General features: G+C 32.2%; 8 protein-coding genes. 2 read left to right on the top strand and 6 right to left on the bottom strand.

Annotated features, from left to right (window positions below):
- Positions 1-8 precede the first annotated feature (8 nt).
- The 6 genes from MW871_RS07515 to MW871_RS16365 all read right to left on the bottom strand — a co-directional run bounded on the left by MW871_RS07515 (position 9) and on the right by MW871_RS16365 (position 7,725).
- A complete protein-coding gene (locus tag MW871_RS07515; protein WP_188049749.1) occupies positions 9-491 on the bottom strand; it encodes a DUF2271 domain-containing protein in 483 nt (160 codons plus the stop codon).
- Positions 492-495: 4 nt separating this feature from the next.
- Entirely contained in the window at positions 496-2,004 is a 1,509-nt protein-coding gene (locus MW871_RS07510) for an ankyrin repeat domain-containing protein (protein WP_248428126.1), read from the bottom strand.
- Positions 2,005-2,339: 335 nt separating this feature from the next.
- On the bottom strand, positions 2,340-4,268 hold the full coding sequence (gene nagB, locus MW871_RS07505; protein WP_248428125.1) for a glucosamine-6-phosphate deaminase: 1,929 nt from the start codon (positions 4,266-4,268) through the stop codon (positions 2,340-2,342).
- A 37-nt stretch (positions 4,269-4,305) separates the two neighbouring features.
- The gene (locus MW871_RS07500) at positions 4,306-5,685 is read right to left on the bottom strand and encodes a sugar MFS transporter (protein WP_248428124.1); all 1,380 of its coding nucleotides are present in this window, start codon (positions 5,683-5,685) and stop codon (positions 4,306-4,308) included.
- A gap of 61 nt (positions 5,686-5,746) precedes the next feature.
- On the bottom strand, positions 5,747-6,622 hold the full coding sequence (locus MW871_RS07495; RefSeq protein WP_248428123.1) for a sugar phosphate nucleotidyltransferase: 876 nt from the start codon (positions 6,620-6,622) through the stop codon (positions 5,747-5,749).
- Between the two features lie 26 nt (positions 6,623-6,648).
- Positions 6,649-7,725, bottom strand: a complete 1,077-nt coding sequence (locus MW871_RS16365) for a mevalonate kinase family protein (protein ID WP_248428122.1) — start codon at positions 7,723-7,725, stop codon at positions 6,649-6,651.
- Between the two features lie 507 nt (positions 7,726-8,232).
- On the opposite strand from MW871_RS16365, the gene MW871_RS07485 reads away from it, so the two are divergent.
- Together MW871_RS07485 and MW871_RS07480 are read left to right on the top strand one after the other, a co-directional pair.
- A complete protein-coding gene (locus MW871_RS07485) occupies positions 8,233-9,273 on the top strand; it encodes a LacI family DNA-binding transcriptional regulator (protein WP_188049754.1) in 1,041 nt (346 codons plus the stop codon).
- A gap of 895 nt (positions 9,274-10,168) precedes the next feature.
- Complete coding sequence (locus tag MW871_RS07480; protein WP_248428121.1) at positions 10,169-13,294, top strand: SusC/RagA family TonB-linked outer membrane protein; 3,126 nt, start codon at positions 10,169-10,171, stop codon at positions 13,292-13,294.
- Position 13,295: the final 1 nt, after the last annotated feature.

Below are 13,295 nucleotides of genomic sequence, written 5' to 3'. Positions count from 1 at the left end.
TTGTACTATTATATTTTGCTTAAACGGACATAACGAATATAACCTTTACCTTCTGTTTTCTCGGACATTGCAGCAGTAGTTAGTGGAATTTCTATATCAGTTGTGTTGTATTTTTGATCTTCTACAGCAGATTCAAAACGCAGTTTATAACCAGTATTTATTTTAGAATCTTCAATTTCTATAGTAGTAATGCTACGATCACCGCCAGTTACAGAAGCGCCCGTAATAGCACTAATATTCGTTGGTTTTTTTGAGTAGAATTTATGCCATTCCTTCAGACTTTTATACCATTTTTTATCTTCTCCCATTACATAAAGGGTTTTTTCATAAGTTCCTTTTGCATTTACTAAAGAAACCACCACATAAGCACCTTCGCCCATGTAATTAGACATTTGAAGCATGCATTTATATTTAGTGCTTTGAGCAGTAGCTTGAAAAGAAATAAGGCTGATAAATGCACATAATAGTGCTGTTTTAAATAATGAGTTCATTTTTTTATTTTAAAAATTCTAATGAAATATTGTCTTTTTGTACGGTTTCGTTTTCTTTGGCTAGGTCATAAACTGTTTCGTCAAAGTCCGTTTTAATGTCTTTTTTTGCTCCTATAGATAGTAAATATTTTAAAATAGTATCATTTTTTGCAATCATAGCCGCACGATGCAAGGCCGTTAATCCATCTTTATTTTTGGCATTGATATCAATGTTTAAGGTGCTGATTTTTTGAAGCAAATTTAAATCATTTTTTACAACCGCATAATGGTATAAAGTACTTCCGTCTTTTTGAACTTGTGCTATGTTTAATCCGTTTTCTTGTAGCAATTTTAATTTCACATCAAAAGGATCTGTTTTAGAAATAGTTGTAATTACTGCTCCGCGCTCTAATGTTTGAGGACGAAAAGATTGAATTAAGTAATACCCTAGATTATTACCTTCTTTATCTATAACATTACTATTTGCTTTTTTATTAAGTAAAAGTGATACAGACTGAGGCGTTCCAGATAGAACTGCAAATGATAAAGCAGATTCCCCTTTTTTATTTTGAACATTTACATTGTCTGTATTTGCTAATAGTAATTCTAATGCCTCAGTATCTTTTGCTGCAGCTGCATTCATCAAAGCAGTATTGCCATCATTGTCTGCTTTATTACTATTTACTCCTTTTTTTATAAAATAGTTAATAATCTCTGTCTGATTGGGCTTGCGAGCAATATGGTGTAATACTGTTTGTCCGTCTGCTGAAATTACTGTTGGTTTTAATTTTAAGTCTTCTACTAAATATTTGTAAAATTCTAAAGTATTAGCTTCCCGACGAGAACCTTCTGCAGCAATAATTAACGCATTATCAGTATATTTTACTCCTTTTTGAAGTAAAGATTTTAAAATCGTTATGTTTCCATTTCTTGCAGCATAATTAAAAGCAGTATTGCCATTGCTATCGGTATCTTTATAAGATAATCCCTTTGAAATAAAGTAATTGCTTAAGGCTAATTCTTTATCGTTAGAAATCCCCATTAATAAAAGAGTAGCTCCATCTTTGTATTTTTTCTTTGGATCTAATCCTTTTTTTAAAAAAGCATTATATACTGCGGTATTGCTTTGCGCATTTGTTACAGCAAAGGTAATAGGAGTAGCGCCATGACTATCTTCTAAATTAATATCAGACCCTTTTGTAATTAAATAATTTACAATTTCTAAATTTCCTTTGTTGGTTGCCCAATGCAGGTAACTTCTATTATCGTGTGTCAATTTTTCTACACCATTTCCGGGTTGTTCTATTAGAAACTGAATTGTTGCTGCAGGTGCATCATTATTTATGGCATATACAACAGCATCAAAAGCATTTTTAGTCTTTTCTGAAGGATTGTTTCCTTTCTCTATTTCTGCTTTTACAGTTGTAATTGTAGGAGCTGTTTTCCAGAATGAAGGTTCTAAAAGACTATTTTTTTGTGCAGAAACAAAAAAACTAACGATCAAGGCTAATGAAACTAATATTTTTTTAGGCATTGTAAAACAATTTAGTAATGAATTATCTTTCTTTATTTAGAACAAATAAGAATAACGCAAATGTAAAAATAAATTTAACAATATCAATTTCTTTATAGACTTTTTTTAAACTTTATAAATGGGTAAATTTTAATTGTATTATTTCTGGAGAATAATCTATTTTAAAAAATTAGTGACTAATTTGTTTACTATTAAATTGATAAAAAATAACCGCATATCACTTTATCATTCTCTTAAAATACAAAAAAGAGGCTAAAGGATATGCGGTTTTTTCAATTTAAAAATAAATATTAAATAGTTTTTGATCGCTTATTATTTAAATTTTAGATTAATTATTAATAATGCCATCTCACAAAAGCTTCCATTGCAGCATAATTGGATAATCCCAACTGAATGTACAATTCGGCTGTTTCTTTATTTCGATCTTCGGCTCTTTGCCAAAATTCTCTGGCATCAGATCCTTGAAATACAACACCGTCTTTTTGGGACTGATGTTTAAAAATCCCGTGTCTTTTTGCTAATACTTGATCAGGACTCATAGGAACAGCCATTTCGACTTCATCAATTCCCCATTCTTGCCAAGCGCCTCTATAGAGCCAAACCCAGCAATCTTTCATGTAGTCTTTGGATTTAAGATTTTTTACCGCAGTAAAAATAGCGTCTAAGCATACTTTATGAGTTCCGTGTGGATCTGCCAAATCTCCAGCAGCATATATTTGATGTGGTTTTATTTTTTCAATGAGATCCATCGTTAATTGAATGTCTTCTGGTCCAAGAGGTTTTTTCTCTATTGTTCCTGTTTCATAAAATGGGAGTTCCATAAAATGAATTTTATCATCTGTTAATCCTACGAAATTACTGGTAGAACGTGCTTCTCCTTTTCGAATTAAACCTTTTAAATAGCGAACTTCTGGAATGTCTATTTCGCTGTTCTTTTTATTTTTAAGGAAGGCTGTTGCATTTTTATAAATCTGATCTGCTTCGGGACTTTTTATTGAAAATTTATCATTGTAATCGCATACAAAACGAGCAAACCGCAAGGCTTCATCATCTGCAACGGCTATATTACCAGAAGTTTGGTAGGCAACATGAACTTCATGGCCTTGTTGTTGCAAACGCATAAAAGTTCCTCCCATACTAATGATATCATCATCAGGATGTGGACTAAAAATAAGGACTCTTTTTCTAGCTGGTTCTGCTCTTTCTGGGCGATTTATATCCTCTGCATTTGGTTTTCCACCAGGCCATCCAGTGATAGTGTTTTGTAAATTATTAAAAATTTTAATGTTGATGTCGTAAGCTGGACCAGAATCAGCCAACAAATCGCTCATTCCGTTTTCGATATAATCAGCATCAGTAAGCATTAAAATTGGTTTTTTAAGGTCGAGTGCTAATCCTAAAACAGCTTTCCGAGTCAATTGTTCCGTCCAGTCAATTGTAGAAACGAGCCACGGTCTATTGATTCTCGTTAATTTTGATGCCGCTTCTTTATCCAATACAAAAACAGCATTATTGTGTTCTTGCAGAAAGGAAGCAGGAACTTGGTTGGTAACAGTTCCTTCGGCAGAGGCTTTTACAATGTTTGATTTTCCTTCTCCCCAAGCCATCAAAATGACTTGTTTAGCTTCCATTATTTTTTTTACTCCTAATGTAATGGCTGTTCTAGGAGTATTATTCAAGCCAGAAAAATCCTTACTAGCAGCCACTCTTGTAATGTGATCTAAGGCTACCAATCTGGTTTTTGAGTTTTGTAATGACCCTGATTCGTTAAAACCAATATGTCCGTTTCCTCCAATTCCTAATATTTGCAGATCAATTCCGCCTAAGCTTTCAATCTTTTCCTCGTAAGTAGCGCAATACCTTGCAATTTCTGTTTTTGATAAGGTTCCGTCAGGGATATTATAATTCTCGGGTAAAATATCTACGTGATCTAATAACAATTCTTTCATAAAGCGAACGTAACTATTTATAGAGTCGGGTTCCATAGGATAGTATTCATCAAGATTGAATGTGATAACGTTTTTAAAACTGAGCCCTTCTTCTTTATGCAAACGAACTAATTCGGCATACAAACCCTTAGGAGAGGAACCTGTAGCTAAACCTAAAACACAAGATTCGTTTTTTTGTTGCTTAGATTTAATGATAGTTGCAATTTGTTGCGCAACTGCTTTAGAGGCTTCGGTAGCGTTTTCAAAAACGACAGTATCAATATTTTCGAATCTTTTTTCAAAATCTGTAGCTTGGTCTATTTTACTTTTTAACATGATCTTTTACTATTTAAAAATTATAATATTAGAATTATTATCTACTCCAACTTCTATATTTATGTCCTTTGATAGCAAAAAATAGAATCATTATATAAGCTGGTAGTAGCATTAAATAAGCAATTTGATTCCCACTTTTTGCGGTTGCTGTAATTCCTTTGGCCTCATTTGCTAGATTTATGCTTTCTGCCCAGAAGCCATAAAATAAAGGGAAAATTGCACCACCGATAATACCCATTATTAGAATAGCACCTGCTATTTTTGTATAACCTCCTAGATCTTGAAGCGCTAAAGGCCAAATGGCAGGCCAACAAAGTGCATTAGCAAGTCCTAGAAGCGCAACTAAAATTACGACTAAAGGCAAAGCGGGGATCAATGGTATTTGAATACTAATAGTTGGTGAAATAAATACAATCAACAATACTAAAATAATGCCCAATAGTCCAGAAGCTTTTAATGCATTCACTTGAGAAACATATTTTGGAATCAACGTTATGCCTAAAATATAACCAATAACCATTGCAGTCATTGTAAATGAAGTCAATTTTAAATAAAAGTCTCCATTAGCACCATAAACTCCTAATTGTTTACCAAATTTACCTATTGTATCTCCTGCAATAACTTCTGCAGCTACATACAAGATAAGCGTTATAACACCCAAAACTAGTTGAGGATGTTTGCCTGCATTGATCATTTGTTTTAAAAGACCCTGATTTGATACACTACCATCTTCATCTAAATCTATTTCTGGTAAAGGAGATAATCGAATTATTAATGCGAGTACTAAAATTGCAATTCCCATATAAATATAAGGAGTTTGTAGCTGAAGTGCTAATAAGTCTAATGCTTTCGTTTTTGCTATACTATCTAGTGCAGCTATTTTTTCTGCAGTATACTCTTTCATGTTGGATAGCACTAACGCAGTTAATGCCAATGGAGCTATAAAACCTGCTAACTTATTGGCAACGCCTAAAATACTAATTCTCGCTGCGGCGCTTTCTCTTGGGCCTATAACGACAACATAAGGATTTGCCGCAGTTTGCAAAATAGCTAAGCCTGTTCCCATTACAAATAAGGCAACAAGAAAAAACAAAAAAGTTCTAGTTTCTGCGGCAGGATAAAACATAAATGCGCCCAAGGCTATTACTATTAACCCCAGCGAAACGCCATTTTTATATCCTACTTTTTCTATTACCCATGACGAAGGAATTGCCATAACAAAGTAGGCAATATAAAATGCAAAGGCCACAAAATAGGCTTGAGACTCGGTTAGTTCACAGGCTAATTCAAAAAAAGGTATAAGCGGACCATTCAGCCAGGTTACAAATCCTAAAATGAAAAATAACAAGGTTAATATAACCATCGGAATCAATACACTATTTTGATTCTTATACGAAGTACTTTCTGTTTGGGACATATTTATTTTTTTACAATAATTTAAATAATAATTTAGAATGCTATATGAAGTTACTCTTACATTAGTTTTCCCAATTTAATTCAGGATAATGATTTTTAAGATATTCTTTGACTTCTGCAATATCTTCTTTGGCTGTTAAATCAGGCACATGTTCAGAGAAGGGAATTCCCAAGGCTGTATCAGGATGCTCCTGTAAGAAATTTAAAAGCACCGTTGGGAGTTCTTTTTCTTGTCTTTCGGGATGTACTGGGCAATTTTTTAAGTAAGGATAAATAAGTTTTCCATCAAACTTAAAAGCATTCATACTCACACGTAATTTGCCTTCGCTGTCTTTATATTCGGCTAAAATTTCAGCAGTAGGTTTTTCAAGAATATCTAATAAAAATCCTTTTTGGTTAAGTTTTGCAATTGCAAATCGAGAAATTCGCTCTAAAGGGAATTCCATAGAATCTCTATCATACGCAATAAATGCATGAGTAATTATAGATTCTCTTAGGGCTAGTAAAGCAGCGGTAGAGTATAAATTATCACTATTGCAAACGGAATAGGACTGCGAATTTAATTCGGGATATTGCTCTACAGCTTGGTACAAAGCATCAGCGGTTCCAAATGGTTTTACTCTGTTTTTTGGAATATACTGAGTTGCAAAGGAGATGTTTAAATCATGAAAATTGTTGTTTTTGGTTTTGTTACCATAGAATTCCTTAAATAAATCTCCTTGTTCTCCTATAATAATGTAGATGTTTTTATATCCCGCTTTTTTTGCGTTTAATAAAAGATAGTCTAACAACGGTCTTCCGTTTGGACCAACACCTATTAATCCTTTACTTCTTTCATTTGCTTGTGCAATCTCTTCGGTTGTTAAATTGTCTACTGCCACTTCTTTTTTCATCCTTGAAGAGGCGCCGCCTGCTAAAATAACTAAATTATTATGCATGATTATTTTTTTTAATTTCACTTAATTTATTGAATTCTAGAACCTGGATCAACAGTTACAGCATAGGCTTCTATAGCTCCTGCATCTAGTAATGCCTTTACAATTGGAGCTTCATTTCCGGGTTCTGCCATTACTACAATGCTTCCTCCGCCACCAGATCCTACAATTTTTGCCCCGTAAGCACCTGCGTTTAGTGCGGCATTAATCATAGCATCAATTCTTGGTACGGTTATTTTTAGTAAATCACGTAATACCACATGATGTTCATTCATTAATGCTCCAATCTTTTTTAGATCTAGTATTGGTTTTTGAAATTCGATCAAAGCCTTTTTAGTGTAATGATGATTTTTTATAGCCGCTTCGAAAAAAGGACTTAAGCGATCGGGTAAATAATTAAGGTATTTGTCTAAATCATTAATTTCAGCTTTATTTAAATCAAAATCAGGAAAATGTTCTTTAATAGTGCTAATTGCCATCAGAGCATTTCCTTTTAAGTCACCAATTAATCCTATTGTTTCTTTTGGGATACCAGAAACACCAGTAATTAATCCGTTTAATTCAGTGCCTATTACTGTACAAGAAAAAGGATCTCTAGTGTCAATATGAACAATATTACCTACGCCAATACTGTAATGATCCATCATTCCACCTGGTTCTCCATGTTCTACAACTTCAGATAAGTAACCCATTTTAGAAATAAATTCGGGTGTAATTTCGGGATCAACTCCAAAAGCATTTACTAAGAAATTAATCCATGCAACTAATAAAGCTGAGGAACTAGAGGTTCCAGAATTAATAGGTATATTTCCTGTTATGGTAATATCGTAGCCGCTATTTGGAATGCATCCGTATCTTCTAAGGACACGCAAGGAAGAAGCAAAATAGTCACGAGGAGCTAAATTATCATATAATTGATCTATAGGTATAATTCTGAGTTGATCAATGTCGATCATATTAATTTTAAATAGTCCAGCATCATTTGGAACAGCTGTTAATTTTATACTTCTGCTAATGGCACATGCAATTACAGGAAGTCCAAGATAGTCTTGATGATCGCCAAAAAGACAAGTTCTGCCGGGAGCTATTGAGATTATTTCTTTCACTTTAAATATGTTAAAAATAGTAGTAAATAATTTTTTAAATGGTATTTTATTTGAAAAAACAGGCTGTTATTTGCCAAAAAAAAATTGCATTAAGTAGGTTTAAAAGACGAAACTATATCTTTTATTTTAATTAAACAAGAGAAGTTGCTAAAAATGTGTTCGAACACATTTTTATTTGATTTAATTCCTTATATTGGTTTTTAATTTAAAAATAATGTTCTGATTAGATTTATAATGTATGCTAGATGTGGTTTTTTAATAGCACTGAATCAGAATTTTATTCGAGATTTAATTTTAATTTTTTAAATAATAGATCAAAATGGTCTGGAAAAAGTTTTTACTCTTAATGGGTTTCATTTGTAAAGAAATGATCAATGTTATAAAATGAAGTAAAAAGTTTTAGTTTTATTGGAATTAAAATTAGTTTTCAGGAAATAGATTGATAAGAAAATATAGAAATAGAAAATCAAAATTTTTTAATATAAAGATTTTATATATTTGCTCACGATGGATAAAAAACTTACAATTAAAGACATTGCTTTGCTTGCAGGAGTTTCAAAAGGAACTGTGGATAGGGTATTGCACAAAAGAGGCAAGGTTTCTACAAAAGCTTTTGAGAGTGTTAATGCTGTTTTAAATGAAATAGATTATGAACCTAATCTTATTGCCCGAAATTTAAAAAACAATAAAATTTATAGTCTAGTTGTTGTACTACCAGATCCTTCTTTTGATCCTTATTGGTTGCCATGTGTAAAAGGGATCGAAGAAGCTATCAAAGAATTTAAAGCATTCAATTTATCTATCAAAGCGCATTATTTTAACCCAGAAAGTACAAAGTCATTTATAACGGTTAATGAAAATGTCTTAGCTTTATCTCCAGATGCCGTTTTATTGGCTCCATTATTTTACAAGGAAGCCATAACGGCAATGAATCTTTATAAAGAAAAAGGAGTTGTCGTTAGTACATTTAATAATCAAGTGCAATCTGCAGAAGATCTAAATTTTGTAGGACAAGATTTGTATCAAAGTGGTAGAGTAGGCGCAAAGTTGTTAGATTCGATTGCTAATAATGGAAAATTTGCAATCATCCACATCAATGAGAAGTTTAAGAATGCGGTGCACATGCAAGAAAAAGAGAGAGGGTTTAGAACTTTTTTTAAAGAGAAAGGCGTTCAAGAAGAAGCTATAATAACTTTAAAATTAAAAAATCCTAGCATAGAACTGAACTTTACAAAATTTCTAGAAGAGAATCCTAATTTGCAGGGGATCTTTGTTACCACTTCGAAAGGATACCAAATTGCAAAAATATTTAATCAAACCCAACGCTCCAAAATAGCTATTATTGGTTATGACTTAATAGAAGAAAATGTTGCTTACTTGCATCAAGGAAGTATCGATTTTTTAATTCATCAAAATCCTAAAAGGCAAGTTTATCTCGCTTTAACTAGCTTGGTTGAACATTTTATTTTTGGCAAATCAATTCCAGGAACTACACTTTTGCCTATTGATATCGTCAATTGTGAAAACTCAATTTTTTATATGGCTTAATTTCTTACTTCCTATTTCATTTATTGTAGTTAAGATAATTTGAATTTTTGCTTTTTATAATTCAAATAAATAATGCTTAAAAAATAGTTCGCCTGTTTCTTATATATTTAAAACTTTAAAAACTTGTAATTTCCATACTAGAACGCTACTCAAATAGATTGTATCTATTTTTACAGTGGTGTAGTTTGAATTTTTTGAAATTGACTTATTTTCAAACTAATAATTTTAGTCGTGATTATATTAAGTATTCAGCACCTATTTTTCTGCTCTATTATTGTTGCTTAACACACCTATTTTTTGGAATTTAAAAAATAGTAAGTTTGAAATCTTATTGTGTTATAATAAAAAAAATAATTTCCATTTTTTCTCTTTCTATCAAAACACACTACATTGTTTTTTTTTTTTAGATTTCTATCTTCTTAGATTTTGTTTTTCTTCATTGTTTTATTTTAATCCTAATTTTCAAAATCTGTTTTTTTGTTAATCAGGATAGCATCAATTAATCACCGAATTTATTTTTTTCTTCTTATTTTTTTAAAGTAAATCCTAAAAATTAGTATAAAAATTATTTTAACAAGATTTTTTGTGTTCGATAACAATTTTTTTTGTGTTCGAACACATTTTTGTTCTGTTTCCTTGTTTTATTAAATTTTAATATATAGTTTCGTCATTCTTAAAAGAAATACTATCAAAAAATAACCTAAAAAAAGAGCTAATTAAAAAGTCTTTTTAAATGATTATTACTGTGTCTTACAGGAATTAAGTATTTGTTTTATAAGTGATTATATTATGTTTTTTTCAAAAAATAAAAGTGTGTAGTGTCTTTTTTACTGCATTTATAAATAATAAAATAACCTATTGAAATTGAATATTAACCAAAAACCAATTCACAAGTATGAATTTATTAAACAAAAGCAAACCAACTCGTATTTGGGTAAATGCAATTACGCATAAAGCCATAAAATTTACGAGTTTATCGATGTTGGCATTCGCTATTCCTATATCGGTTGCGGCAACTGAAAAAAATAATTTTGGAATAATTATTAAAGAAAGAAATAGTTTTTTTAATGAGGCTAATTTAAAAGTTGCTAATAATTTTCAGCAAACACAAAGAAGAGTTACAGGAACAGTATATGATAAAAACGGAGAAACATTACCTGGAGCTAATATAATTGCAAAAGGAAGTACGGTTTCTACACAAACTAATTTTGATGGTGTTTTTACATTAGACGTCCCTAACACTGTAACAGTTTTAATTGTCTCTTTTGTTGGTATGGAAGATCAAGAAGTTACTGTTAAAGATGATCCACTTCGTATAGTTTTGAACGAAACAGGTCAAAAATTAGATGAGGTAGTGATAATGGGATATAGCCGTGTAAAAAAGGAAAGCCTCACAGGTTCTTTACAAACTCTGGATAATAAAAAATTATTGGACGCTACTACCTCTTCTGTAGAAAATTTGTTAGCAGGTAAAGCAACTGGAGTTTATGTAAATACAGGTTCAGGACAGCCTGGCGGAAGTGCAAAAATTATTATTAGAGGAAAAAGTACTGTAAACGGTAGTACTGATCCGCTTTGGGTTGTTGATGGTGTTATTGTAGGATCTGGATCTAGTAATGTTAATCCATCAGATATTGAGACGATGACGATTCTAAAAGATGCGGCTTCAACTGCAGTATATGGTTCTCAAGGTGCTAATGGTGTTATTGTGGTAACTACTAAAAGCGGTAAAAGTGGTAAGTCAGTGATAAGTATCTCTACAAAAATGGCTGCTACTACTCTTAATACGGGAAACTTTAAAATTATGAATGGTGCTGAACTTTATGATCTTTATGACTCTTTCCCTAATAAAAATCAATTTTCAACTAATAGTTGGTGGACTCCAGCATTAAGAAATCAAAACTTTGATTGGTGGGATAATGCAGCAAGAACAGGTTTAGTAAGAGATCATAATATTTCTATAAGTGGAGGTGGTGAGAATTTTAAAACCTATGTTTCTTTAGGCGCTTACGATGAAACTGGTGCTGTAAAAGGATATGACTTTAATCGTTACAATTTACTTTTGAAGGTCAGTTATAAAGTAAATGATTGGTTAACCATTAGACCACAAGTAAATGCAACTCGCAAAGACGTATTAGACAAACAGCATTCTGTGGGAGCAATGTATGGTAATATGCCTTGGGATAGTCCTTATTTACCAGACGGTACTTTTGTAGGAAATCAACCTAATCCTACTTGGGTAAATACTACAGGCTCAAACTATTTATATGACCTACAATGGAATTATGGGGAATCTCAAAGTTATGATGTACGAAGTAATTTTGATTTTGATATTAAATTTAATGATTGGCTTACTTTCACTTCTACAAATAATTATATTTTTTCTAATGGTGAGTCTATGTATTATTCAGATCCGCGTTCTTCAAGTGGATTAGCAGTACAAGGAAGAATTCAGCAAGATGCTTCTTCATATAACAGAATGTATACGAATCAACTTTTTAAATTCAATAAAACATTTGGCAAACACGCCATTAATTCGATTGCAGGGTATGAATGGAACGAGTATAACTCTAAATGGAACACCGGAATTGCTACAGGATTAGCACCAGGATTTGTTGTAGGTGATGTGGCATCTATTCCAGAAAAAGTAAAAGGAAATAGATCACAATGGGCGGTTCAATCGTTACTAACAAATACTAACTATTCCTATGACAATCGTTACTTAGGACAGTTTTCAATCAGGAGAGATGGTGCTTCTAATTTTGGACCTAATGCACAGTATGGAAACTTTTTCTCTGTAAGTGGTGGATGGAATATTCACAACGAAACTTTTTTTAAGGCAGATTATATTACTAATCTTAAGCTAAGAGCTAGTTATGGTTCTGTAGGAAATCGTCCTAATAGTTTGTATCCACATCAAGCACTTTATTCATTAACTACGGGTTATAATGAAAATCCAGGAGCTCTGATTTCACAAATATCAAATCCAGATTTAAGTTGGGAGAAAACATTTACGACTGGTTTAGGATTAGACATTTCCTTCTTGAAGCGTTTTAATTTGACATTGGATTATTACGACAAAAACACCTCCGATTTATTGTACCAAGTTCCTTTGCCAGGTGTTATTGGTGTAACAAGTATTTGGAAAAATGTTGGAGCAGTTAGAAACAAAGGGTTTGAAGCTGCTCTTAATGTAGAGCTTATTAATAATGAAAACTTTAAATGGTCTGTGGATGCCAATATTGGATTCAACAAAAATAAAGTTACTAGTTTGTATGGTTCTAGAACCGAAATAATTGTGGGTGATGGATCTGGTATTTCTGGATCTGCCTCAAAATTATTAAAACCAGGACTGGATGTAGATACCTGGTACTTACCAGAATGGGCCGGTGTAGATCCGCAAACGGGAAAACCACAATGGTTTGAAACCAATGCTGCTGGAGAACGCGTAAAAACTTTTAGTTATAGTGAAGCTGCTAAAGATCCTATCGTTAAAGGAGCGTATACTCCTGATTTTTTCGGAGGATTCTCTACTAATTTAGTTTATAAAAACTTTGATTTATCAGCAGTCTTTAGCTATTCTGTTGGAGGTGAGATTTACAATTATGCAAGAGCTGAGTTTGATTCTGACGGAGCTTACACGGATCGCAATCAAATGAATCTTCAAAAAGGCTGGAGCCGATGGGAAAAACCAGGTGATATTGCTACACATCCGCAAGCCAGTTATAATAACTCTAGCAATTCAAATAAAGTTTCTTCACGTTTCTTGGAAACAGGAACTTACTTAAAAATGAGAAACATAACTCTAGGATATAATTTGCCAGCTATCAAAGCATTAAATTCAACTAATATCAGATTGTTTATGTCTGCTGAGAATGTATTTACAATTTCAGATTTTTCAGGAGTGGATCCTGAAATTCCACCAGCAAATGTAAATGGTACAACCTCTGTGACAGGAGTTGCCACTTCTGTATATCCACAAACTCGTAGAATTGTGTTAGGAGTTAATGTTTCACTTTAAA

Source organism: Flavobacterium pygoscelis, assembly GCF_023162025.1.
Lineage (GTDB): Bacteria > Bacteroidota > Bacteroidia > Flavobacteriales > Flavobacteriaceae > Flavobacterium > Flavobacterium pygoscelis.
This window is presented reverse-complemented; position numbering and strand designations above follow the sequence as displayed.

Bases quoted from the DNA above. Each gene is read 5' to 3' on its own strand.
- MW871_RS07515 (WP_188049749.1), bottom strand. From the start codon at position 491: ATGAACTCATTATTTAAAACAGCACTATTATGTGCATTTATCAGCCTT.
- MW871_RS07480 (WP_248428121.1), top strand. From the start codon at position 10,169: ATGAATTTATTAAACAAAAGCAAACCAACTCGTATTTGGGTAAATGCA.
- MW871_RS07510 (WP_248428126.1), bottom strand. From the start codon at position 2,004: ATGCCTAAAAAAATATTAGTTTCATTAGCCTTGATCGTTAGTTTTTTT.
- MW871_RS07485 (WP_188049754.1), top strand. From the start codon at position 8,233: ATGGATAAAAAACTTACAATTAAAGACATTGCTTTGCTTGCAGGAGTT.
- nagB (WP_248428125.1), bottom strand. From the start codon at position 4,268: ATGTTAAAAAGTAAAATAGACCAAGCTACAGATTTTGAAAAAAGATTC.
- MW871_RS07500 (WP_248428124.1), bottom strand. From the start codon at position 5,685: ATGTCCCAAACAGAAAGTACTTCGTATAAGAATCAAAATAGTGTATTG.
- MW871_RS07495 (WP_248428123.1), bottom strand. From the start codon at position 6,622: ATGCATAATAATTTAGTTATTTTAGCAGGCGGCGCCTCTTCAAGGATG.